The organism is Laedolimicola ammoniilytica, from assembly GCF_025567165.1.
Classification (GTDB): Bacteria; Bacillota; Clostridia; order Lachnospirales; family Lachnospiraceae; genus Laedolimicola; species Laedolimicola ammoniilytica.
On record NZ_JAOQKC010000011.1, the window covers coordinates 1 to 24,482 of the forward strand.

General features: G+C 51.0%; 19 protein-coding genes and 1 pseudogene. 5 read left to right on the forward strand and 15 right to left on the reverse strand.

Annotation, left to right across the window (positions count from 1 at the left end; all coding sequences use genetic code 11):
* From OCV63_RS09215 to OCV63_RS09230, 4 genes and pseudogenes are all read right to left on the reverse strand, one after another.
* Window positions 1–418, reverse strand: a pseudogene (locus tag OCV63_RS09215) (VirD4-like conjugal transfer protein, CD1115 family); the annotation flags it as partial.
* Complete coding sequence (locus OCV63_RS09220) at window positions 415–897, reverse strand: PcfB family protein (RefSeq protein ID WP_021395806.1); 483 nt, start codon at window positions 895–897, stop codon at window positions 415–417. The pseudogene OCV63_RS09215 and the gene OCV63_RS09220, both read right to left, overlap by 4 nt.
* A gap of 93 nt (window positions 898–990) precedes the next feature.
* Entirely contained in the window at window positions 991–1,209 is a 219-nt protein-coding gene (locus tag OCV63_RS09225) for a DUF5348 domain-containing protein (protein WP_004611927.1), read from the reverse strand.
* 24 nt (window positions 1,210–1,233) lie between these two features.
* On the reverse strand, window positions 1,234–2,208 hold the full coding sequence (locus tag OCV63_RS09230) for a DUF6017 domain-containing protein (RefSeq protein ID WP_022399381.1): 975 nt from the start codon (window positions 2,206–2,208) through the stop codon (window positions 1,234–1,236).
* A 461-nt stretch (window positions 2,209–2,669) separates the two neighbouring features.
* Between OCV63_RS09230 and OCV63_RS09235 the strand changes: the two genes are divergently transcribed.
* Window positions 2,670–4,007: an MATE family efflux transporter gene (locus OCV63_RS09235; RefSeq protein ID WP_158363546.1), complete on the forward strand. Its 1,338-nt coding sequence runs from the start codon at window positions 2,670–2,672 to the stop codon at window positions 4,005–4,007.
* 86 nt (window positions 4,008–4,093) lie between these two features.
* Here the strand turns inward: OCV63_RS09235 and OCV63_RS09240 are convergent, their stop codons facing one another.
* The 3 genes from OCV63_RS09240 to OCV63_RS09250 all read right to left on the reverse strand — a co-directional run bounded on the left by OCV63_RS09240 (window position 4,094) and on the right by OCV63_RS09250 (window position 9,541).
* Window positions 4,094–6,574 carry an alpha-ketoacid dehydrogenase subunit alpha/beta gene (locus OCV63_RS09240; protein ID WP_158363547.1) on the reverse strand — a complete coding sequence of 827 codons (2,481 nt, stop codon included), beginning with the start codon at window positions 6,572–6,574 and terminating at the stop codon, window positions 4,094–4,096.
* Window positions 6,575–6,716: 142 nt separating this feature from the next.
* On the reverse strand, window positions 6,717–8,717 hold the full coding sequence (locus OCV63_RS09245) for a 2-oxo acid dehydrogenase subunit E2 (protein ID WP_262670763.1): 2,001 nt from the start codon (window positions 8,715–8,717) through the stop codon (window positions 6,717–6,719).
* A gap of 65 nt (window positions 8,718–8,782) precedes the next feature.
* Complete coding sequence (locus OCV63_RS09250; RefSeq protein ID WP_158363548.1) at window positions 8,783–9,541, reverse strand: DeoR/GlpR family DNA-binding transcription regulator; 759 nt, start codon at window positions 9,539–9,541, stop codon at window positions 8,783–8,785.
* A 305-nt stretch (window positions 9,542–9,846) separates the two neighbouring features.
* On the opposite strand from OCV63_RS09250, the gene OCV63_RS09255 reads away from it, so the two are divergent.
* Both OCV63_RS09255 and OCV63_RS09260 read left to right on the forward strand, forming a co-directional pair.
* Window positions 9,847–10,335: a QueT transporter family protein gene (locus OCV63_RS09255; RefSeq protein WP_158363549.1), complete on the forward strand. Its 489-nt coding sequence runs from the start codon at window positions 9,847–9,849 to the stop codon at window positions 10,333–10,335.
* Between the two features lie 160 nt (window positions 10,336–10,495).
* Window positions 10,496–11,869, forward strand: coding sequence for a sodium-dependent transporter (locus OCV63_RS09260; RefSeq protein WP_158363550.1), 1,374 nt, complete (start codon window positions 10,496–10,498; stop codon window positions 11,867–11,869).
* A 73-nt stretch (window positions 11,870–11,942) separates the two neighbouring features.
* Here OCV63_RS09260 and OCV63_RS09265 read toward each other — a convergent pair whose 3' ends face one another.
* From OCV63_RS09265 to OCV63_RS09300, 8 genes are all read right to left on the reverse strand, one after another.
* The gene (locus OCV63_RS09265) at window positions 11,943–12,851 is read right to left on the reverse strand and encodes a hypothetical protein (protein WP_158363551.1); all 909 of its coding nucleotides are present in this window, start codon (window positions 12,849–12,851) and stop codon (window positions 11,943–11,945) included.
* A 287-nt stretch (window positions 12,852–13,138) separates the two neighbouring features.
* Entirely contained in the window at window positions 13,139–14,791 is a 1,653-nt protein-coding gene (locus OCV63_RS09270) for an NAD(P)/FAD-dependent oxidoreductase (protein WP_331485532.1), read from the reverse strand.
* A gap of 61 nt (window positions 14,792–14,852) precedes the next feature.
* A complete protein-coding gene (locus OCV63_RS09275; RefSeq protein WP_158363552.1) occupies window positions 14,853–16,193 on the reverse strand; it encodes an ATP-binding protein in 1,341 nt (446 codons plus the stop codon).
* A gap of 100 nt (window positions 16,194–16,293) precedes the next feature.
* Window positions 16,294–17,337 (reverse strand): ORF6N domain-containing protein, encoded by a 1,044-nt coding sequence (locus tag OCV63_RS09280; protein WP_158363553.1) that lies wholly within the window; start codon window positions 17,335–17,337, stop codon window positions 16,294–16,296.
* Between the two features lie 80 nt (window positions 17,338–17,417).
* Entirely contained in the window at window positions 17,418–17,615 is a 198-nt protein-coding gene (locus tag OCV63_RS09285) for a helix-turn-helix domain-containing protein (protein WP_262670764.1), read from the reverse strand.
* A gap of 76 nt (window positions 17,616–17,691) precedes the next feature.
* On the reverse strand, window positions 17,692–22,023 hold the full coding sequence (locus OCV63_RS09290) for a hypothetical protein (protein WP_158363554.1): 4,332 nt from the start codon (window positions 22,021–22,023) through the stop codon (window positions 17,692–17,694).
* On the reverse strand, window positions 22,020–22,310 hold the full coding sequence (locus tag OCV63_RS09295) for a hypothetical protein (RefSeq protein WP_158363555.1): 291 nt from the start codon (window positions 22,308–22,310) through the stop codon (window positions 22,020–22,022). Before OCV63_RS09295 ends, OCV63_RS09290 begins: the two co-directional genes overlap by 4 nt.
* Window positions 22,283–22,444: an MBL fold metallo-hydrolase gene (locus tag OCV63_RS09300; protein WP_262670765.1), complete on the reverse strand. Its 162-nt coding sequence runs from the start codon at window positions 22,442–22,444 to the stop codon at window positions 22,283–22,285. The genes OCV63_RS09295 and OCV63_RS09300 overlap by 28 nt, the downstream gene beginning before the upstream one ends.
* 176 nt (window positions 22,445–22,620) lie before the next feature.
* Here OCV63_RS09300 and OCV63_RS09305 point away from each other — a divergent pair, with 176 nt between their 5' ends.
* Window positions 22,621–23,547, forward strand: a complete 927-nt coding sequence (locus OCV63_RS09305) for a diacylglycerol/lipid kinase family protein (protein WP_262670766.1) — start codon at window positions 22,621–22,623, stop codon at window positions 23,545–23,547.
* Between the two features lie 131 nt (window positions 23,548–23,678).
* On the forward strand, window positions 23,679–24,347 hold the full coding sequence (locus tag OCV63_RS09310) for a phosphatase PAP2 family protein (protein WP_158363557.1): 669 nt from the start codon (window positions 23,679–23,681) through the stop codon (window positions 24,345–24,347).
* The last annotated feature ends 135 nt before the right edge of the window (window positions 24,348–24,482 follow it).

Consider the following 24,482-nt stretch of genomic DNA (forward strand, 5'->3'; position numbering starts at 1 on the left):
TCCTTGCATACTTCGGCTGCTTCGGGCGGCTGTTCATGGTAAGCCGTTCCGTCTGTGTCAGAAGCACGTTATTTTGAAATACAGGGTCGGTGTAGGGCTTAATATCTTCGGCAGTTCCCCAACGGGCAGAGCCGTATTCGATACCTTTCCGGTATTTCTTCGCGTTCTTGCCTTTTACATAGACAATCAGCCGGATAAGCACCGCGCCTAAAATTCCTATCAGTAAATCCATAGGGGCAAGGCTCGGAAGCGGGTTTGAAAAAGCCATAGAAAAGCCCTCCCCAAGCGACAGCACCTTGCCGGACAGGTCAGCTCCCGGCGCAAGGCGTACCGCCTGCCCGACTTTATCAAAGAGATACACAAAGAGCAGATAGGGAATGTTGGGAAGCAGCAGCTTTTTCCAGTTGATAGCGTTCATCTTGCAATCCCCCTGTCTTTGTTTTTTACTTTGTCCCGCTGTGCGTTCAAAGCCGCCGCCTTTTCTTTGAGGGAAACAATCAGCTTTCGGATAGAGGGCTTTTGTTCCTGCGTCAGCTTCTTTGCGGAAAACTCCTTGAAAGCTGCGGTCAGTGCGTCCGCGTCCCGTCCCTTGAAGAAAACAAGATAGCGGGGCGGGATTTCGGTGCTGTCTTTCTTTAGGGCAAAGTCAATCCCGTACTTTTTCGCCGTACTCTCAAAGGCTTTGATATTGTCCTTTGTGATTTCAATGTTGGAAACGCCCGCGTTCTGCTTCATAAGCTGCTTTAGGGTCTGTTTGCCATGCGGGATTTTCTGTCTGTCATGCTGCTTTTTCATCTGTGCAAGCAGGGCTTTCATAGCCTTTTGGAGCTGCTGTGCCGTCAGTTTCCCGGTTTTGATGTAAAGGGCTATGGTCTTTTCGTTGGTTTCCTCCTGCAATGGGTGTCCTCCTTTCATGTTCTATGGTGGTATGCCCGCCGCCGGGAAGCGGGGCGGGCATGAAAAAAGAGCGTCCGTTTTCACGCCGCCCTGTTAAATCCGTACCCGCAGCCCGGAAAGGTCTGCCGCCCGAATACCCACAAGATACCAGTTGTCCCCGTACTCCATACGGGTAGGCTTCCATTTGCCCCGCACAAAGACCTCCATGCAGTCGCCGCAATGTAAGCCCCCGTAGTAGTCGTTTACGTCAAAGCGAATGTCGTAGCGGTCAGCGGTTTCATCAAAAATCAAAGCTCCTGTTTTCTGTGTCATAATCAAATCCTCCTTTGGGTTGGTTTACAGGCTTTCGCCCTCGTTGCAGGTGTAATCGGGTATGCCGGATTTTTTCGGTTTCCCATAAAAAGTACCATCTGCCATATCGTGAGATACAAGGGACGTGTAATAGCTGCCAATCGTAGACGGGGCATTGAAAAGGGCAGCTTTCATGTACTGCTTGATGTTGCGGATTTTGGTGGTGTTTTCCTGCATACAGTCAAGTACAAAGCGGATATGTTCGCTGTTCAGTTTCATAAACCTTGCTTTTACAAGCTCTGCCGGGTAGTCGTCCCCGGCGATACGGATTGTTTTTCGTTTGGTGCAGACGGTTTCAAGAATAAGGGCAAGGATTTCCTCTATCCTGTCCCGGTCAAGGTATCTGTCCTGTATCAGATAGTCGTACTCAATATTGTCCTTGATGATTTCCTCATACACGCTGTATGCGTCTGTCGCTTCCTTTCGCTTCCGTTCCGGCGGCTGTGCCGCGTCCTCTAAGGGAGAGGGATTTAGGGAATGGAAAGGAATGGAATGGGTACTTGATACATCTGTATTTAATTTTTCTTTTTTGGGTAAGTTAGTTTTTAATAGTTCTTTATTTAATTGCGTTGGATTTTCCGACGTCGGGTTATCCGGTGTCGGATTTTCCAATATCGGCTTATCCGCTGTTGGATTTTCCAATACCGGACAATCCAATGCTAGGGGCTGTGGCTGTTCGTAAATGGTGTACTCGATAGCGGTCATTTTGCCTTTCTCGTCGCGTCCCTGCCGCCTTGTGATATATCCGGCTTTTTCAAGCTCCCATACAGCGGTGCGGATAGCGTCGATACTTTCCCGGTTGATAAGGGACAGCCCTGCAAGGGTGTAGTCCCAATCTTCGGGAAGTGAGAGCATTTGCGACAACAAGCCCTTTGCCTTTAGGGAAAGTTCCTTGTTGCGTAAATGGTGGTTGCTCATAACCGTATAACCTTTGTTCTTTTCCACGCGGAAAACTGCCATAGCTTCATCACTCCTTTGGTTGGATTTGTTACGCAGTAGAAACGCGGTTTTGAGGGAAAAGGTATCAACCCTTGCATTTCTCATTTCCGCGCTCTAAGAGCCGCATAAATCAAGGCTTCATTTGCCCTTACTGCGTAACATGAGGGCATAAAAAAGCAGCGTTCCTGTTCTCCAGTGTAGGAGTGAGAAACGCCGCCTTATAGGTGGTGTTATTTTATTTTTTCTTTTCGACGTGCCGCGTAAGGTGGTGTAGCGGTCTATCCGGCAGCCCGCAGGTGCTTTTTGCATATCAAGGCTCAATCCGTTAAAAGTAGTAAATGAGTAGTAAAATCAATTTGCAAACCTGCGAATATGCCCGTAAATCAAGCATTTTTCAAGACAATCAACTAATTTCTTAAAATTCTTGACGCACACCTTCTAATCCGATATGCTGTTCCTTACAGATGATAAAGGAGTTTGTTATGAGTACGTCGTTAAATCAGCATTTCACGCCCTGGGCGCTTTTAAAATTCGCGTTTCCGTCCATCATTATGATGATTTTCATGTCTCTCTACACCATTGTGGACGGCATTTTTATTTCACGTTTTCTGGGAAGCAATGCCCTGTCTTCCCTGAATATTGTATTTCCGGTCATCAATGTGGTCATTGCCATCGCCACCATGCTGGGCACCGGCGGCAACGCCATCATCAGTAAATATCTGGGAGAAGGCCGGGACCGGGACGCACGGGAATGCCTGACCCAGCTTACCGTTATTGGCCTGGCCATCAGCCTGCTGCTTCTGGTGCTGACCCCAATCTTTCTGACGCCCCTCTGCCGCGCCCTGGGATCCACAGACGTCCTGCTTGCGGACTGCAGGGCTTATCTGTCAGTGTCTTTGCTGTTCGCGCCGGCCTGTATGCTTCAGACCCTGTTCCAGTCCTATCTGGTGACAGCCGGTATGCCTGCCCTGGGTCTCTTTCTGACCATCGGCGCCGGAATTCTGAACGCGATTCTGGACTATGTCCTGATCCTGGTGTTCCCTATGGGAATCGCCGGAGCTGCCATTGCCACCGGTATCGGCCAGTCCGTTCCCGCTGTGGCCGGGCTCTTTTACTTCCTGTTGTCCCGGAAGAGCCTGTATTTCACCCGGTTCCGGCTGCATCCGAAGGAGCTGTTCATGGCCTGCTACAACGGTTCCTCCGAAATGGTGACTCAGCTCTCCAACGCTGTCATCACCTTCCTGTTCAACCTGATTATGCTGGATCTGGCCGGAGAAAATGGCGTAGCGGCCATTACCATCCTGCTTTACGGGCAATTCCTGTTCAACGGCTTTTATCTGGGCTTTTCCATTGGTATCAGCCCCATCGTAGGCTTCCAGTACGGAGCCGGGAACCGGAAGCAGCTTCGCAGCATCTACCGGACCTCATTTCTCTTTGTGCTGGCTTCTTCCGTGGCCCTGACCGTAATTGCCGTCATCTCCTCCACGCCTCTGGTCTCTGTCTTTACCAGGGATCCGGAGACCTTTACGCTTGCCGACGCGGGCTTTCGAATTTTTGCCTTCAACTTCCTGTTCAGCGGCTTTAATATCGCCTCCTCCGGCTTCTTTACCGCCCTGTCCAACGGCCGGGTATCCGCGATCATCTCATTCTTACGGACTCTGGTATTTATCGTGCTGTCCCTGCTCACTCTGCCCCGGTTTTTTGGGATAACCGGAGCCTGGCTTGCCATTCCCGTGGCGGAATTCCTGACCCTGATGCTGGCCCTGCGGCTGCACCGGACTTACTTTATCCGTCCCGGCGAAAGAAATTATCTGCTGTAATCCCATACGTCTTTCAAAAATAGGGCGTCCCAATGGTGGGACGCCCTATTTTATTCATTCTCTCTTACCTTTTATCTACCTGTGGATTATACGCCCAGCTTCAGCTTTCTGAGTTCCTCTTCTGCTGTCACATTGGTTACCGGCTTGTAATCCTTAAGCGGCATAATCTTCTCGTTGATGGCATCCAGGATCCATTCCTTCTGCGGGAAGAAGTACTTGTCGTACTCGAACGGAGGTGTAATCCAGTTCTGAGCGCCAACGATTGCAGGCGGTGCATCCAGATAGTCAAATGCCAGTGTGGTAATGTTCTTTGCCACATCGTCCAGGAAGCTGCCTCTTGCGCATGCATCGGAAGCCAGAACCACCTTGCCTGTCTTCTTTACAGATTCAAGAATCTTGGTGTAGTCAAGCGGTACCAGGCTGTGCAGGTTGATAAGCTCTGCAGAGATACCATATTTCTCCTTCAGTTCCTTCACTGCGTCGTATGCGCGGTACAGAGTAGCGCCGACAGTCAGGATAGTAACGTCAGATCCCTCTGTAATGATATCTACATCACCCATGGTGATTTCGTACTCTTCCTTCGGAACGCCGCCCTCGTGGAACTTCTCTCCTACGTCGTAGATTCTCTGGCTCTCAAAGAATACAACCGGATCAGTTCCGTTCAGCGCTGCCTGCATCAGACCCTTTGCTTCATACGGGGTAGCCGGGAAGCAAACCTTCAGTCCCGGTACATGAGCACACATAGCGGTCCAGTCCTGAGAGTGCTGAGCGCCGTACTTGGATCCTACAGATACACGAAGAATCAGCGGCATCTTCAGAATTCCGGCACTCATAGCCTGCCATTTTGCCATCTGGTTGAAGATCTCGTCACCGCAGCATCCGATGAAATCGCCGTACATCAGCTCGATGACAGCGCGGCCGCCGCACATGGTATAGCCTACGCCGGTACCCACGATAGCAGACTCGGAAATCGGGGAGTTGAACAGTCTGGAGTAAGGAATCACATCGGTAAATCCTCTGTATACGGCAAACGCGCCGCCCCAGTCACGAACATCCTCGCCGTAAGCGATGAGTGTCGGGTCTTCATAGTATTTATTGAACATGGGCTCAAAGACAGCGTCACGGATATTATAACGCTTCATGGAGCTTACTTCTGTACCATCGATATAGTGTGTACGAACCTTCTTCTGGATATCGTTGTAACGCTTGCAGTTCTCCTTCGGTCCCATTACAGACGGCTCTCTGGTAGTATCCATGCTGCGCTGATGTCCGTTGTTCAGCATCAGACGCTCTACGATAGCCGGATCCTTGTCAAAGTCAAGATACGGAGAAGCATCCTTGTCTGCTGCCAGGCGGCAGATACGGGCCATTCTTTCCTTGGTCTTTGCCCAGATAGCGTCAAATTCGCTGTCCTCAGCGACGCCTGCGTCTACGATGGCCTTGCGGAAGGTGATGATCGGATCCTGTGCCTTCCATGCCTCGATCTCCTCCTTGGTACGGTACGCGTTCTGGTCGGAAGTAGAATGTCCAAGCAGACGATATGTAACCACATCCAGGAATACCGGGCCTTCACCGCTCTTAACCAGCGGAAGCTTTCTTCTGTATGCGTCGATAACTGCCAGCGGATTGTAGCCGTCCACGCGCTCTGCGTGCAGCTGGCTCTCGGTTACGCCTGCGCCCATACGCGCCAGCTCGCCATAGCCCATGGTCTCGCCGCAGGTCTGGCCGCCCATGCCGTAGGAGTTATTGTTGATGTTGAAGATCAGCGGCAGGCCGCCCTTTCTTCCCTCTTCCCACAGAGTACGGTACTGATCCATGGTAGCGAAGGAAAGTGCCTCCCATACGGGGCCGCGTCCCATGGAACCGTCGCCCAGGTTTGCTACTACGACGCCGTCCTTGTCGTTACATTTCTTGAACAGGGACGCTCCTGTCGCGATGGTTGCGGAGCCGCCTACCAGCGCGTTGTTCGGGTAGATACCGAAGGGCAGGAAGAACGCATGCATGGAGCCGCCCAGTCCCTTGTGGAAACCATTTTCACGGGCGAACAGCTCTGCCAGAGCGCCGTATACCAGGAACTCGATAGCCAGCTCTTTTACATCGCCCTCTGCCTTGCTGACCGTCTGGATAGCCTTCAGGGTCTTGCCGTCGAAGAAGTTCTCCATGGTGTCCATCAGCTCTTTGTCATCCAGCTTCTGGATACAGGACAGACCTTTTGCCAGAATCTCGCTGTGGCTTCTGTGGCTTCCGAAGGTGAAGTCCTCTTTTCCCAGCAGATAAGCCTCGCCGACTGCGGCTGCCTCCTGTCCCAGGGACAGATGGGCCGGACCCGGATAAGTTGTCTCCACGTCTGCGTATTTTGCCTGCGTCTTAATCTGGTTCAGCATATCCTCGAACTCACGGCAGATACTCATATCGCGGTAGATGCGGAGCAGGTCTTCCTTGGTGTAGTTGCCTTCCTCTACCTCTTCCTTTACGCTCTTTTTGTATACATTGATCGGGATGTCTTTAAATGTGATTTTTCCTTCCGCACGCATTTTGTCCGGATCTACATATAATGACTTTGGCATGTTCTTTCTCCTTTTTTGATTTGGTTAAGTTCTATATTATTCAGCTTCCGCTGAACAGTATCTTTCCTGTCTGCCCTTATGGCAGTAGCCGAGGGCGGGGTTGGTGTCGCCCCCGGCTTGAAAGTTGGTTGGCTAAATAAAATTATTTCATCATCAGAAGTGAGAAGTTCTCAAGCGCTCCGCAAAGCTCTTTTACAAAGCGGGACGCCGGGGAGCCGTCGATGGCTCTGTGGTCGTAGGTCAGGCAGAGTCCCATGGCCTGATACGGCTTGATTTCTCCACCCACTTCCTTGATGCGGGTCGTGGTTCCGCACACACCCAGGATACCTACCTGAGGCGGATTTACAATCGGGGTGAACATCTCCACACCCAGGGAACCTACGTTGGATACGGTAAAGGTCGCTCCGGAAAGCATATCCGGCGTCGCCTTGCCCTCCTGGCAAAGCTTTGCCAGACGTTTTGCCTCTGTGCTGATCTCTGCCAGACTCATCTGATCCGCATTGAAAATGGTCGGTACAAACAGTCCCTTGGGTGTATCTACTGCCATTCCCAGATGTACGTGATGATACTGACGGAGCATATTCTCCTGAGGCATGGTCGCGTTCAGATCCGGATGATGCAGAAGGATTCTGGATACCGCGAACAGTACCATATCGTTCAGTGTAATATTCGGCATGCCCATGGTCTCGCCGTTGGCCTTGATCTGCTTTCTCAGCGCCAGCAGTGCGGACGCGTCGAAGGAATGATAATGGGTCAGCTGCGCCATGGTGCTTAAGGACTTCATCATGCCCTTTGCGGTAGCCTTTCTGACGCCGGAGAACTTCACATCGGTGTACTCCGCGTCGTCCGCTGCCGGAGCCGGTGCTGCTGCCGCCGGTGCCGGAGCCGTCGCTGCGGGTGCCGGTGCTGCTGCCGCCGGTGCAGGCGCGCTTGCCGCGTACTTCTTCACATCCACTTCCATGACTCTTCCGTGAGCGCCGGTACCGGTAGCCGCTGTAGCGTCTACGCCAAGCTCTGCCGCTGCCTTTCTGGCTCTCGGGGATACCTTTGCGTCCGGGTTGGCCGGTCCGTTTGACGCTGCTACAGGCGCTGCCGCGGGAGCCGGTGCTGCCGCCGGTGCAGGTGCTGCCGGAGCCGCTGCAGGCGCTGCCGCCGGTGCGGTGCCTTCCTTCAGACCCTCAATGCTGTCGCCCGGCTGTCCTACCGCGCAGACATTTACAAGCACGGGTACTTCGTCGCCGTCGCCATAGAAAATCTTGAGCAGGGTTCCTGCTGCTGTAGACTCGCACTCGAAGGACGCCTTATCTGTCTCATATGTAAAGAGAACATCGCCTACATTGACCTGATCTCCTTCTTTCTTCAGCCACTCGGTAATCACGCATTCCTCTACGGTAATTCCTGCCTTCGGCATCAGGACTCCCTGTGCCATATGCGCGCCGCCTGCCGGTGCTGCTGCCGCCGGTGCGGGTGCTGCTGCCGGTGCCGGAGCCGCTGCGGGCGCTGCCGCCGGTGCGGTGCCTTCCTTCAGCCCCTCGATGCTGTCACCCGGCTGTCCGATGGCGCAGACGTTGACAAGTACGGGTACTTCATCGCCATCCTCGTAGAAGATCTTGAGCAGGGTTCCTGCTGCTGTGGACTCACACTCGAAGGACGCCTTATCTGTCTCATATGTAAAGAGAACATCGCCTACATTGACCTGATCTCCTTCTTTCTTCAGCCACTCGGTAATCACGCATTCCTCTACGGTGATTCCTGCCTTCGGCATCAGGACTCCCTGTGCCATATGCGCGCCGCCTGCCGGTGCTGCTGCCGGTGCAGGTGCTGCTGCGGGAGCGGGTGCTGCCGCCGGTGCTGCTTCCGCTGCCGGTGCGGATCCGCCTTCCTTAATTCCGGAGATATCGTCGCCCGGCTGTCCGATTGCACAGACATTGACCAGAACCGGTACCTCGTCTCCATCCTCATAGAAGATGTCCAGAAGTGTTCCTTCTGCTGTGGACTCGCACTCAAAGGATGCCTTGTCCGTCTCATAGGTGAAAAGAACATCGCCCACATTGACGTGGTCGCCCTTCTTCTTCAGCCATTCCGTAATCACACATTCCTCTACGGTGATTCCCGCCTTTGGCATCAATACGCCTACTGCCATTTTTTTACCCTCCATTATACTTTCCTATATAGTTCCAATTTTATTACTTACTGGTTCAGGATTCTCTACAGAATCTCGACTCCGGCCTTCTCTGCCCGTTCTCTTAAGCCCTCCGGGATCTCCCCGTCAGTGATAATATAGTCCACATCCTCCACATTTCCGAAGGTATACGGTAAAATCTTGCCGCACTTGGAGCTGTCCATCAGGATGACCTTTTTCCCGGCCCGCTCTACCATGAGCCTCTTCACCAGCATCTCATCCTCTTTGCCGCAGGTGAAGCCTCCCTGATCCGTGTAACCGGACACGCCGATGAAGGCCAGCGCAATGTTGATTCCCTGCAGCATCTGAAGCGTGCTCTGTCCGGATACGGCCTGGTTCAGCCGGTTCAGGGTGCCGCAGCACATATGGATCGTCGGCGCGGATAACCTGGAAAGCTCGATGGCCACATTGGGCGCGGTGGTAAAGATGTTCAAATCCATGTCCGGCAGGGTCTGTGCCAGCACGATACTCGAGGTTCCCGCGTCCATAAAAATGGCGCTTCCCGGCTCTATCAGCTTCAGTGCCTTTTTCGCCATCTCGCGCTTCGCTTTCATGTTGGTCTGCATACGCGCTTCCAGCTTGGCCTCGGTAGGACTGGAACCCTGTACCACGGCAATGGCTCCGCCCCGGGTCCGGGTGATCACACCCTCCCGCTCCAGCTTCTCCAGATCGCGGTGAATCGTCATCAGACTAACCTCCGGAAAAAGAGCTCCCAGCTCCTTTACGGTAACAGCGCCCTTATCCTGGATATATTTTCCTATGGTCTCTTTTCTAAGCAGATTCATAATGATACATCCTTTTGTTAAGATTTGTTATATTAGCCCGGTTATCTGTAACACATCATAACATTTTATAACATTTAAGTCAACGTATTTTTCACTTTTTTTTTTCTATTTTCCAGGTTTTCCGGGCAATCTCGGACAAATCTCGGACAAGCCTTGATTTTCCGTCCAAACCATGCTATACTATCGCCTGTTGCAAAGCCCATAAAAACAAGGTCGTACAGGGCTTGCCAGGCGGTCACCGCCTATAAATGTGCCGAGTGTTCGTGACCTTCCACTCGTAAAACAAAACTAAAGGAGAACTGAATATGAAGACAAACAAGGTGCAGTTTATGACCCAGGCAGCCATGATCGCTGCCATCTATGTAGTGCTCTGCGTGGTGTTCCAGCCCATCAGCTACGGACCCATCCAGACCCGGATTGCCGAAGCGCTGACGGTTCTGCCGTTCTTTACGCCGGCTGCGGTTCCCGGCCTCTTCGTGGGCTGTCTAATCGCCAATCTTCTGGGCGGCGGCATTCTTCTGGACGTAATCGCAGGAAGCGTGGCGACACTCATCGCGGCTTTCGCCACCTACGCACTCCGCAATAAGAGCAGGTATCTGGCTTCCGTTCCGCCGGTGGTGGCCAACGCGCTCATCATTCCCTGGGTTCTGAAATACGGCTACGGCGAGCCCCTTCCGATTCACTTTATGATGGGAACCGTGGCTCTGGGCGAGATTCTGACCGCCACGATTGTGGGAACTATCCTTCTGGTAGTCCTGGACCGTTACCGGACCGCTATCTTCAAGACAGCATAAGCTAAGGGTATCTTGAAAAACCTTCGAACACTTTTCTGTTGAAAGAGCAGAAAAGTGTTCTTTTTTTGCCAGTTTTTCATCGCGTTAATCTGCTGTATTGACGCATTGGCACATTATTTGCTATGATTATACTTATTTAAAATAAGAGGGAGAATTCTGTATGGAAAAACGTGAACGCTTTTCATCCCGGCTGGGTTTTATCCTGATTTCAGCCGGCTGCGCCATCGGACTGGGAAATGTCTGGCGCTTTCCTTATATCACCGGTAAATACGGCGGAGCTGCCTTTGTACTGATTTATCTGATCTTTCTGATCATTCTTGGCATGCCGATTATGGCTATGGAATTTGCGGTGGGCCGCGCCAGCCGGAAGTCCGCGGCCCGCAGCTTTCATGTGCTGGAGCCCAAGGGCACCAAATGGCACATCGAGGGCTATCTGGCCATGCTGGGCAATTACCTGCTGATGATGTTCTATACCATCGTGGGCGGCTGGATGATTTCCTATATCTTTAAGATAGCTTCCGGTTCCTTCCAGGGACTCGCCCCGGATCAGGTGGGCGGCGTATTCAATGATATGCTGGCCTCTCCGGACTCCATGACCTTCTGGATGGTGGTGGCTGTACTTCTGGCCTTCGGTATCTGCAGTATGGGGCTCCAGAACGGCGTTGAACGCATCACCAAAATCATGATGTCCTTTCTGCTGATTATCCTGATCGTGCTCTGTATCCGCAGCGTGACCCTTCCGGGCGCCTCCGCGGGACTTCAGTTTTATCTGATTCCCGATTTCGGCAAAATCGTGAAAAATGGACTCGGAGAGGTCATCTTCGCTGCCATGGGACAGGCCTTCTTTACTTTAAGCCTCGGTATCGGCGCCATGGCCATCTTCGGCAGCTATATCAGCCGTGACCGCACCCTGATGGGAGAATCTGTCAATATCTGTATTCTGGACACCATCGTGGCCCTGATGGCCGGACTGGTGATTTTCCCGGCCTGCTTTGCCTTCGGGGTAGATCCGGGCGAGGGACCCGGACTGGTCTTTGTCACCCTGCCGAATATCTTCAACCAGATGGCTGCCGGAAGGCTGTGGGGAACCCTGTTCTTTATCTTTATGAGCTTTGCGGCCCTGTCCACCATCATTGCCGTCTTTGAAAATATCATCAGCTTCGGCATCGACCTGTGGGGCTGGACCCGTAAAAAATCTGTCCTTGTAAACCTGGTTCTGATCCTGGTGCTGTCCCTGCCCTGCGTACTGGGCTTCAATGTCTGGAGCGGTGTCGCGCCCTTGGGAGCCGGAAGCACTATCCAGGATCTGGAGGACTTTATCGTATCCAACAACCTGCTTCCCCTGGGAAGCCTGCTCTACCTGCTGTTCTGTACCAGCCGCTACGGCTGGGGCTGGGATAACTTCATTGCCGAGGCAGACGCCGGTAAGGGAATCAAGTTCCCGAAATGGGCCAGATTTTATGTCAGCTACATTCTTCCGCTGATTGTACTCTTTATCCTTGTGATGGGATACTGGCAGAAATTCGCGGCGTAAATAACAGATTGTCTTCAAAAATGAACAGCCCTGGCAGGTTGTACACACACCTGCCAGGGCTATTCTCTTTTCTCTACATCTTTGCTTCAAAATCCTCCAGGCTCTCAGAACGCGCTGCGAGCTTCAGCCAACCTTTCAGGGTTTCTTTATCATCCTGGGCTGCGATTTTTTCTTTGAGTTCTTCCGGAACTTTTCCATATTCTTCCAGTAATTCTAAAATACTCTGAATTCTCGTTTCTTTTGCCGCCCTCTCTGCGGCCTCTTCTCTTTCGTAGTATATGATGTCATCCAGTCTCATAAATTCTTCCCTCACCTCCGGTAATACTTTTACCTTTTTGATGTGTTCATGTATCCTCTGTAACGTTTCGCTCCTGACGCAAGTTTCCGTGCTGTTCTGGAAATAGTGAAGCAATTCCCGAATCGCCGGACTTCCGCCCTTTCTCCCCTTTGTATTAAAATAAATATAACGCAATCCGTCCCGATATTCAAGCCCCGGGACTTCCAGACATTGATTCTGAAACTGATACATCATATAGTCCTTCCCGAATGGATCGTAGGGCAGGATCGTTATCACATAGAGATTTGGCAGCTTTGTAAAATCCCGCTCGCCGCTCTCCAAGTAACGGCTGTCGATTTTAGCTTGGTAGAAACGGTTGGATTTTTCCAGACCTTTTTTGTGGTAGCGGCAGGGCTCAATGTCGTAGACGTTCAGAACCTCCGCTGTGGTCTCGATTACTTCCACGTCCATACGGATTCCCCGCTGGTTCGGCGTGCTGGCCGGTATAAATTTCTGGGGATTTACACGAACCTTGCCGATATCCCGGTTCAGAAGCGTCGATAATATCAGGCGGCAGAATTCTTCCCCTCCCTCCCGATCGGATGCTGCTGCGTTCATCAGGAAATCGTCTATTACATTCAAGTCTTCCAGACTTCTCTTTTTCTCTTTCGTAGTCCCGTCGTTTTCTCTCCGGATTTCTTCCATTCCATCCTCTCTTTCCGGCAGCGCTGCGTAACTGCCTGTCTTACTAAGCTGTGAAAATCGTGGCGATATGCCGGGAATCTGACTGTGACTTGCTGGATACAGTTCATGACTTTTTTCACTGCTTTTATTATACCGCTCCCAGAAGCCTGGTCAATTTTTGAATTTCTACAAATTTTTCCCGGAAACGACAGGTTTCCTGTCGTTTCGACCTCCTTTTACACGCAACACAAAAGCAGGATCGAAAAGGCGCGGCCTTCCGGCCGCGCCCTGTTATATATCTATCTTCTTTATGCTTCCTTCTTTTCCTCGTGATACTCTTTCTCCGTATTCACGCTCCAGATATTCTTCTTATCCTTTCTGCCGCTCAGGATATTGTCCACAGCCTCGAAGGAGGTAGCCATGGAGTGATCCATGTTGTTGTAGCGGTGCTGACCGTTACGGCCTACGCAGTACAGGTTCTCAAAGGTATCCAGGTACTGAATCAGGTCGTCCATATGGTCATAGGTATCAAAGTAAGCCGGGTATGCCTTCTTCACCCGTTCTCTGTGGGAATCCAGCACGTCCTTCTCGCTGGTGATGACACCCATCTTTACCAGCTCGGAGATACCGAACTTCACCCACTCCTCTTCGCTCATGTTCCAATACTTATCGCCCTCGCTGCAGAAATACTCCAGACCAATCCATACCTTGTGATCCGGATCGGAAACCAGATACGGGGACCAGTTGTTGAACACCTGGATACGGCCAAGCTTTACGCCCACGTCCTGCACGTAAATCCAGCAGTCCGGGACAATATTGTTCAGGGTCTTCAGCTTCGTCTCATTCTTCAGATTCAGCTTATCCACCAGCAGTCCCACCGTCACGAAATCACGATAGGGCAGTCCCGCCGCAATCTTGCTCATCTCTTCCGGCACATCGTTCATGCCGCCTACCAGATCCTTCACCGGCATGGAGGAAATGAATACGTCGCCCTCGATGGTATGCTCCTCGCCGTTCTGTACATAGGACAGGCTCTGTACCCGGCCGTCCACGGTATGCAGTCTGGTCACCTTGCAGCCCTTACGGATCTCGCCGCCCATCTTCTCTACCTCAGACGCAGCGGTCTCCCAGAGCTGGCCCGGGCCGTACTTGGGATAATTGAACTCTTCGATCAGGGAGGTCTGTACCTGGTGCTTGTCCTGCTTCTTCGGCACCAGCTTCTGTACGTTGTCCTTCAGGATTCCCATAATGGAAAGTCCCTTGGTACGCTGCGCGCCCCAGGAAGCGTCGATCTCGCTGGGGTGACGTCCCCACAGTTTCTCGGTATAGCCCTCGAAGAACATGGAGTACAGCTTCTTGCCGAAGCAGTTGATATAGAAGTTCTCCAGGGAATCCTCCGGCTTCTTGGCTACGGCAGCCTTCAGATAGCTGAAGCCCGCCACCATGGTGGTGGCAAAGCCCATGTTCTTGATGGTAGTCGCATTGACCTTGACCGGATAGTCGTAAAACTTCTTTCCGTAATAGATACGGGATACACGGTTACGTGTCAGCATCACCCGGTCTTCCTTCTCCGGATCCGGTCCGCCTGCCGCCAGGGGCACCTGGCGTCCCAGCTTCTTATCATCGTAGGAGGGCGCGCCCTGCAGGGGCATAATCTCGTCCCACCACTTTGTTACCCGGTCGTCCTTGGAGAAGAAACGGTGTCCGCCGATATCCATCCGGTTGCCATTGTAACGCACTGTGCGGGAGATACCGCCGATCTCCTGACTCTCCTCCAGAATCAGTACCTCGTACTCATCCGACTTTTTTAATAACTCATACGCCGCCGTTACACCTGCCGGTCCGGCGCCTATAATCACTGCTTTCTTCATGCAAAGCTCCTTTTTCCCAATTGTTCTCTTGATCTTCTCTGTGCTTCCTGCTCCCTTTCCGGGCAGGCACACGTTTTCTTTATTGTACACGATTTTTCCCCGAATGTAAACAGGATACTCTTTTCCAATCACTATGGTTTAAATATAAATTCTATTTCTGTAGCTGCTCCAATGCCAATCCGATCAGTCTATCCGCCTGATCTGCCATAAACAGCGGAATGTTCAGCACATCATCATCCAGCTTCAGATTGTCCAATGAGAAACGGATACGGAGCCTGACCTTATCAGGGAACAGCTCCTTGAACTTCTTCATACTTCTGCTGGTTGTGTTGGCTTCGGATTTGACCTCCACGGGGAAGATGTCGTTCTCCCGCTGAATGAGGAAATCTACTTCATAAGGCGGGTTGTTCTGGCTCCAATAGCGGGGCATAACTTCAAACTGCGTAATGAAAGTCTGCAGCACAAAGTTTTCGGTTAATGCGCCTTTGAATTCCGTAAAAAGGCGGTTACCTTCGCCAAAGGCAGTGGGGGCCAGCTGTGCCAGACGACGGAGCAGTCCCACATCCACCAGATAAATCTTGAAAGCAGACAAGTCATCGTAAGCTGCAATCGGCAGACCGGGAGCTGAGCTGCGGTAAATTTTATGCACCAGACGGGCATCCACCAGCCATTGCAGGGCGTCCTCATACTCACGGACCCGCGCGCCTTCCTTGACCACTTTATAGACGAACTTCTTATTCTCTCTTGCCAGTTGAGAAGGAATGGATTTCCAGATCATTGAGATTTTCGGAAACTCGCTGAGATTAGGGTGTTTGGCGAAATCTCGCTCATAGGCTCCGATGATTCCGGACAATGCTTCCTGCATGGCAGAAACATCCCGTGCCTCCGTCCACATCAATACCGGCTCCGGCATACCACCGGTGACATAGTACATTTTCAGCTTCTCATACAGTGGATTAAAGAAGGCGTCAGGGATGGGTGCAAGGCTGTCCACCTGTTCCAGATACTGCGCCAGATTTTCATCCCCGTTGGCAAGCAGGAATTCCTGAAAGGTCATCGGGTCAATCTGCATAAAGTTGACCTTACCCACCGGAAAAGAGGAAGGTTTCGCCAGAGCAATCCCCAACAGGGAACCGGCGCAGGCAACGTGGTACTGCGATGCGTTCTCGCAAAAATACTTCATAGCGTTAATGACCTTAGGGCAGTCCTGCACTTCATCAAAGATGATAAGGGTTTTTTCAGGCACGATTTTTTGACCGCTTGCCAGCATAAGGTTTTGCAGAATCCGGTCCACATCCTTGGTTGTTTCAAAAAATTGCTTATATTCTTCGTTTTCGTCGAAGTTAAAGTAAGCTGTATTTTCATAACAGCGTCTGCCGAACTCTTTCAGAATCCAGGTCTTACCCACCTGACGTACGCCCTTCAGGATTAAAGGTTTACGGTAGGGAGAATTCTTCCAGGCCATCAGCTTTTTTAAAATAAATCGTTCCATCGAATCACTCCTCACATTTTTATTGGAGTTTTATGCTTCAAAATCACACTTTTATTATATGTGAAATCCATGAAAATTACAACAGAAATATCATACCCCTCTAATGTGGTAAAATCAAAGTTGGATTTTTCAACAGTGTGGCAATAACCGGGGCATATTTAGATATTCCATAATCTTCAACAATACTGGTTATTCTAGCCCCTGCATCCTTTGATGAAGCCCCACATAAGAAAATCCTTTCATTAGCAGATCCATAATCTAATACGATAAAACGATCATGGAATATACCACCTGTCTTTTTCATTGATATTTTTACGGATGGATATTCCTTGCAAAAATCCGTAAATTCTATATTGTGAAGTTTATTATTTCCAACATTATCACTGAATAAAGTAATATTTACTCCTGTAGGAGAATTTTTAAGATGTACCAGTGTTCTTAATCCAATATAATTATCAACAACATATATCGACGACTTTGCCTGCTTATAAATGGACTCATATACCTCATCTGCACTACTAAATTTTGCATTAAACATGAGCCATTTCTCATTATCATCTGAAACAAAGCTGTTCATCATATCAGCCAACTCAGATTTTGTCACAACCTCCTTTAAGCCTTCTGCAACATCGGAAATCTGTTTTTCAAGAGAGAGCATATCTGAGTTGATTTTGTTAATTTCTATTCTGTTGTTGGCAGTCTCCATGCTTAACTGAAGTATTTCCCGCTGACCTATTAAATCACGATTTTCTAATATGTAATCTTTCATTTTCTTAAAGGTTCTTATTAATGCCTTGCTCTGCTTAACTGCCAACGGTCCTTTCAAGACAGTCATCAACATATACAATCCTTGCTCTGTAAATACATGAGGATTATATCTGCTCTTACTGTTAAGATTTGCGGTCAAAAAATTTGACCGCAAATTTTCTACCTCGTCATCCGTAAGTTCAAACATAAAATCTTCATCAAATTTCTCCATATTATTTTTTACTTGTTGATTAAATGCTTTTGTAGTATAACCATATATTTCAGAAAGATCGGCATCTAAGATTACTCTTTGTCCTCGAATTTCATAAATTCTTTCTTTCAAATATTCTTCTGTAATATCAATCACAGCAATTTCTTTCTTGCTATCTTCTGCCATAAAACTCCTCCATCCATTTTGCGGTCAAAAAAATCGTCTGCGACTCTCATATAACATATTGCTGACATCAGCAAAATGGTCTATTCCTCTTTTTCCCTTATTTTGTCATAGTACGCTTTATACCTATAAATCGTTCTCTCACTGACATTGTTCCGCTTCGCAATTTCTACCATCGTCATACCACTCTCATATCCAATGACAAAATCATTATAAATTGCCATCCACTTGGCGTTATGTTTCTGCCGTCCGCTTAATTTACGATTTCTGTAATACTCCAATTCCTCCCGGTACACAAAAATAGTGCCGGCCGAGGCCGACACTATTTTTTTCCGTCACCGTTTCCGGCAACCTTGCTTATCCCATTTTCTTTCGCTTCCGGTACATAACCAGCAGCAGAATCAGAACAGCGCCGCCTGCGCATGCCAGCAGCAGGATACCCTGACTGTTTTCTTCCGCCGTTACCTTCAGCGCTTCCAGGTCAATGCCTGTATTCTTCAGCAGTCCGGCAGACTTCAGCGCCGTCAGCTTCTGATTTTCGCTTATCAGGGAAGCCTGCGGCTTATTGCCGTCCAGCAGTTCCTGTTCGCTGTAAACCTCGTACTCGCCGGTCTCGCTGTTCATGGCGATGACATAGCCGTTGTTCGGCACATCTTTCTTAGCCGTGCCTCCCTTACCGGTTCCGTCCGCCTCTGCCATTCCTTCGGCGTCTTCCGTCTCCGCGTCCGCAGCCTCTGCCGCCTTCACGATATCCGGAGTCTCCAGTTGCCGGGCCGCCGCCTCGTCCACAGCCTTTCTTACTTCTGTGCTGTACTCAGAGAGCAGCTTTTCCGCCTCTTTCGCGTCAATGCCCTGGGCCGTCAGCTCGCTTATAAGCTTCGCCTTTGTCTCCGGCTGCTCCAGCGCGCTTCGGATCGTACTCTTGATGGCCGCCGCGTTTCCGCTGTCAATGGCGATCTCATCGGCTGCCTTTTCTGTGGCTGCAGCTGCATCCGGCTCGACAGTGGTGCTGTCGCTGCCCTTGCTGCTGTCTTTATCATAGCTTACCGCCAGCTCCCGCACGCTGTCTTCCAGTATCGTCTGAGCCGTATCCAGGAAGCCCTGGCCCTTCTCGCCCTTTGCGTTCAGCGCCTCGTCTTTCCAGTTGGCTGCAGCCGCGTTCAGAGCTCCGGCCAGCAGGTTGTTGCCTGCCGTTACCCGGTTGGCTGTCTTACCCTCCTGAAGCTCTGTGGAGAAGTTCTCCGCCTTTCCGGTCACATTCAGCGCCAGTTCCGTATCGATGGGCTCTTCCAACAGGCCGTCCGCCACCTTCACTGCTGCCAGATAGGCGGTATTGTCCGCTTTCCTAAAGGAGCTCTTCAGGTCTGCTAGCCAGATATTCGCGTAGCGGATAAAATTCAGCTTCTTCTGCTCTCCGCTATCCTTCGCGATCAGCGTTCCGGTCAGATACTGGAAGGCCGCCACCGTATTGTCCTCGTAGCGCACCAGCAGGATCGGCTCTGTGCCGGTTATATTGCCGGCGATCTCGCCCAGGCCATTGTTGCTCAGTTCCTTCGGCCAGTGCAGTCTGTCGTTCAGATCCTTTACGCTTCCGTCCGCAGTCAGATAGGACAGATACTGATACTTACTCTGTCCGTTTTCGTAGATATCCGCTACCAGATCGTGCAGTCCCGCTCCGTCCTCTTTCGCCGTATCCACATCTACCGCGAAGGTCTGTCCCTTCTTGGAGAACATCCGGAACTGCCGCGCTGCGGTCAGTCCCTCTGTGGTCGCCAGAGAGTAATCGGAATACAGCTCCAGTACGGAACCGCTGCCGGTATAGGTGGTGTAGGCTGCCTGGGCGTCCAGACTCACCGTTCCCACCGCCGCGCTATCCACGCTTCCGGTCGCCTCGCCTGTGGTCAGATCCACGATCCGTCCGTCTGCGCCCAGCGCTTCCGAACCATAGACATGGACAAAGGTTCCTTCTGCCGCCAGAGCGTCCGCCGCGTAATCTCCGGCCTTTTCCGCATCCTGATTCTTCAGTGCTTCTGCCAGTTTCGCTACAGATACCACTCCGTCCTTCCGGATATAATACTGATCCCCGCCGCTGCTTGTCAGGGTTCTCGCCTGGGTCGCAGGGTCGATGGCGTAGGTCTCATATACCTCCTCGCCGTCCATCAGACTTAACGTCAGATAGGTGTTGTAATCATACCGGATACTTAAGCTTCTCGGTCCGCCTGTGCTTCCCGAAGCCTTCAGGTCGTCGATGTCGCCGGAGGCTGTGATATCGCCGTCCGCGTTCTCGATCTTCCAGCTTAATCCCAGTCCGCAGATCTCCTCCGGAATGTCGATATTCAGCCGGTCAATGCCGCTGGCGTAACGGGTCAGGGTATCGGGTTCTACCGCGATCTCCGCGTCCGTGCTCATCAGGGAAATGCCTGTAGCTCCAGACGCCTCCTTTGCCGCCTTCGGCAGGAGGATACCGTCCTGAACGACAGAGCCGCTTCGGATGCTGTCGCTGCCTCCGTAGGGTACGCTGTCCACCGTTCCATATATCCAGAACAAATACGGTTTCGTCACCTGTTGGGTGGTAGTAGATGTGGGAGTATCCTTTATACTCGCCGTCCGATTTGCAAACAATACCAGATCATTGTGCTGTCCATGCAACAACGGGAAGGTTGTAATTGTTTTACCATCTTCCGTTTTCCCGCGGTTGTCCGTATCAAAGAACCGATTGTTTGAGCTTTCCCTCAGATACAGGCCGCCTGTTGCCAGATTATTTCCCTTGTAGGATTTTTCGTCCGCAAGCCAGCTGTCATCTACCGTATAGGTTTTTTTCTGATCTTCCGTAGTCAGTTTTTTATTAGATGCATTTAATTTAGCCGACAGCTTCGTCATTTGCTTTACTTCATTCTCGACATCACCGTCAATCCCTTCGTATACGCGCAGATATCCGATTCCCGCGCCGTCTCCGGTGGCCGTGCTGGCGCTGTTGTACACCGCATCTACAGAACTGCTTCCCGTCACTGATACCGGCGCAACCAGAACCTTGCTGTAATTCTGGTTATTGATGTATCCGATGTATCCGCTGTCTATGTCGTCCAGCGGTTTACCGTCGTCCGGGTTAATCGGTCTGTCTCCCGCGTCAAACTGTCCGATCAGACCTCCCGTCTGTGCGTTGCCTTCGACCGTACCTCCTACGATAATACTGTTCACCACCGTATTCGGATAGGTAAGGGTCACAGTAGAACCGATTGCGCTGGATATGGTCTGCGGACTTACTACGGTCTGCATATAACCAATCATCGTTCCGGCCAGTCCGCCGGTATAATTTCCCTTTCCTGTTACCTTGGCTCCGGTTCCTGTTACTGTCGTACCGCCATTTACCACACAGTCGTATATGTAATAATTACTGGTTCCACTACTCAGCGCGTAACCAATCAGACCGCCTGCGTAGGTATCTGCCTTGATCTCACAGCCTTCTACCTGACACCGGTATGTGGTATAGGGAGATACGCCTGCCAGACCGCCCGCCATGGTTTGGGCCTGAACCCTGCTGTCTTTTACCACGCACTGTGTATAGCTATCGTTGTATGCGCTGATTCCGCCCGCAGCCCTTCCTGCTGTGGTCACATCACAGTCCTCCACATACAGCCAGGAGAGACCCCAGCCGCCCGTTGTAGCCATAACGCCGCCTGCTCCATAGGAGCTGCTTTCCGCCTGAGTTACTGTATTGTGCATACTGATCGCCCTGGTAATATAGCTGCAGGTACCGAAGACGCCGCCGGTATAATAATTTCCGCTTACCTTACTATTGGTAACCTGTATATAATAGAAGATTTCATTCCGGCGGATACTGTCATCTACCGTAGAATCGTCACGGGTTCCGTAATACTGATGCGCATAACCGGCCAAACCTCCGGTATACCCTCTTCCGGCGACGCTGACGCGATCCACATAGCAGTAACGGGCATAGTTGTTATTCAGCCGGCCGGCCAGGCCTCCGGTATACTCGCTTGCTCTTCCGGTCTCGGAGTTTATGGAAATCTTAAAGGTAAAGTCTTTACTTCCGCCTCTGTCACCCTCACTTCCCACTGCGCTGCAGTGCTCCAGAGGTCTCTCGCCATAGCCTACCAGACCGCCCACATAATTAGTACGGGTATTCGGATCGTTGGAAATCTGGATATCCTTTGCACGGACATATTCCATATCTCCCTGATTATAGGCGATACAGCCCACATAATCACTTGCCTTATTGGCATGGATGGTAATCCGGTCAAAATCTACATAATTTACCGTACCGGTACTTCTTCCGATCAGACCGATATAGCTTCCGCCTCCTCTGTTGTTCCAGGTAATATTCTCAAACCGCAGACCCTCCAGGGTTCCCTGCAGCGCGCGGATCCAGCTTGCGCCACTTCCGCCTGTCATATTCAGGTTTTTCAGTGTGATCGTCGGACCTGCCGGATAACTGCCTTGCGGCGCTTCCTGATTTCCTTCTTCCTGATCCGGCCTCTTTCCGAAAAGCAGATAATCCTTGGACACTTGCTCATTTTCAAATGGCGGCTCTGTATAGTCAGCACCGGACATCCGGTTGATATTCAGGTTCATCAAATCCGAATCGTTCTTCACAGAATCCGGCAACGTACTAAAGTCCAGATCGTTCATAATCAGAAAGTTCTGATAGTTCCTTCCCTCTGCCTTCATAGCGCGTACCAGCTGGTCAGATCATTCGAATTATCCTGATTGTATACAGACGTAATATGTATATACAGCGGTTCGCCGAAGATTCCCATATAATTGGTGTTATTGGCGTCCGTTTTTCCAAGGATCACATTTTCAAAGGTCAGATTCCGAATTTGCGCATTCTCCACATAAGGGATGAACGCGCACTGCCTGTCCTGGAAGCCTGCCACATCAATATTTTCTGTCAGCCGATAATTTCCCTCATTATCATCAAAGGCCGTCAGCCAGTTGTAAATCCGCTTCCGCAATCCAGTACCAGCGCATAGGTTCCCTTTTTCAGAATATAGCAGCTGGTGGCTCCGCCGAATTCACTGTATTCGTCCCCGTGCATGGGCATTGACCCTCTGCAGCCGCAGACATACAGTCTCCATGCTTTCGACAACTTCCAACACCTCCAACATTTTTCCGGATAATTCTACATTTCATTGTATCATGCATTTTCCTGTCATTGCACCCAAATTGCTCTTTTATTTGCTAATATTTTCTAGTTATTTTCTCTTCTTGAACAAGCCCTCCTCCAATGCTATACTTGACCTATAGATACAGGAGGATAAAAGCGTGTATTATTTTATTGTAAACCCTGCTTCCCGTTCGGGAAATGGAAAATACGTCTGGCAGAAGGCCGAAAAAATACTGGATCAGGAGAATACCGAGTACCGGGTGTATTTCACCTCCTATCAGGGGCACGCCACAAAGCTGGCCCGGGATATCACCGCCCGCGGGGAACGCCTGACCCTGATCGCGGTCGGCGGCGACGGTACCGTCAATGAGGTGCTGAACGGAATCCGGGATTTTTCCCGGGTCATCTTCGGATACATACCCACTGGCTCCAGCAATGATTTCGCGCGCTGCATGGGGCTTCCCACGGACACGGAGGCCACCGTACAGAATGTTCTGCATCCTGCACGCTTTGATAAAATCGATCTGGGACTTATGGAGCGGAACGGACAGAAGCGTTATTTTGCCGTAAGCTCCGGCTGCGGCTTTGACGCGGCGGTCTGCCAGGAGGCGCTGGATTCCCGGATGAAGCGGCTGCTAAACCGGCTTCACCTGGGCAAGCTCACCTATGCCGGCATTGCCCTGAAGCAGATTATCTTATGTAAACCCGTTCCTGTCACCGTTACGCTCAGCAATGGGAAATCGCGTATCTTTTCCAAAGCTTATTTTGTATCGGGCATGAACTGCTGCTGCGAGGGCGGCGGTCTCCGGCTTTCTCCCCGGGCAGATGTTCACGACGGGGCGCTGGATTTTTTTGTGGTCAATAAGCTTGGCAAGCTGCTCATCGGACTCATGTTGCCGACGGCTTACATCGGCCTTCACACCATTTTCCCGGGCGTCCATATCTACCGGGCCCGGAGCGCCCAGATAACGGTCTCCGGCGTCCTGCCTCTCCATACGGACGGCGAGCCCTGCCTGATGAAAGGGACGGTGACGCTGTCCTGCTGCCCGCAGGCGCTCACGCTTCTGGCTGCCGGAGATAAATAAGAAGGGCTGTCATAAAATTGTGATTTTTTTCTTAAAATATTATGAACCCGATTGAACCGGAAATGGCTTTGTGCTATACTGCGATTCAGGTTTAAAGAAGTTATCTGATTTTGCAGAAGGAGGTTGACCGTATGAAAGCATTTTTCCAGAAATATAAGCACGCCTGGGTTCTGCTCTACGCCTTTCTCTACCTGCCCTGGTTTTTCTGGCTGGAGAGCCGGGCCAACCTGCCTTATCATGTAATCCATGTATGGCTGGACGATAAGATTCCCTTCGTGGAATATTTCATCGTGCCCTATCTGCTGTGGTTTGTATACGTTGCCGCTGTGTTCCTGTACCTGTTCTTCAAGGGAACGAAACAGGAGTTTTACCGGTACTGCGCCTTCCTTTTTACCGGCATGACGCTGTTCCTGGTGATCTCCACCATCTACCCCAACGGACACTTGCTGCGACCCACCGAATTTCCAAGGCACAATATCTTCACCTTCGCGGTGCAGATTCTGTACCAGACGGATACCCCGACGAATATCTTCCCGAGTATCCATGTATTCAATTCCATTGCAGCCCACCGGGCTCTGGTGAATAACCCGCGCCTTGGCCGCAACCGCCTGATTCGCGATGCCTCCTTGGTACTCATGGTTTCCATTATCCTGGCTACCATGTTCCTGAAGCAGCACTCGGCCCTGGACGTGATGGCGGGTATCGTGCTGGGCACTCTGATGGATCAGATCGTGTACCGGATGGAGTTCTCGTTCTCCCGGGAACGGGTACCGAAGAGGAAGCGGGAGACGGTTATTTAGAAAAATTTTTATGGGAAATGGGAACGGCTGGCAAATCAGATATCCTCTGATCTGCCAGCCGTGGTTTTTGCCTGATTATTCATCCTCAGCTTTGCCTGTTTGATTTTCCTGTCTGATGGTGTTTTACTTTGCTGT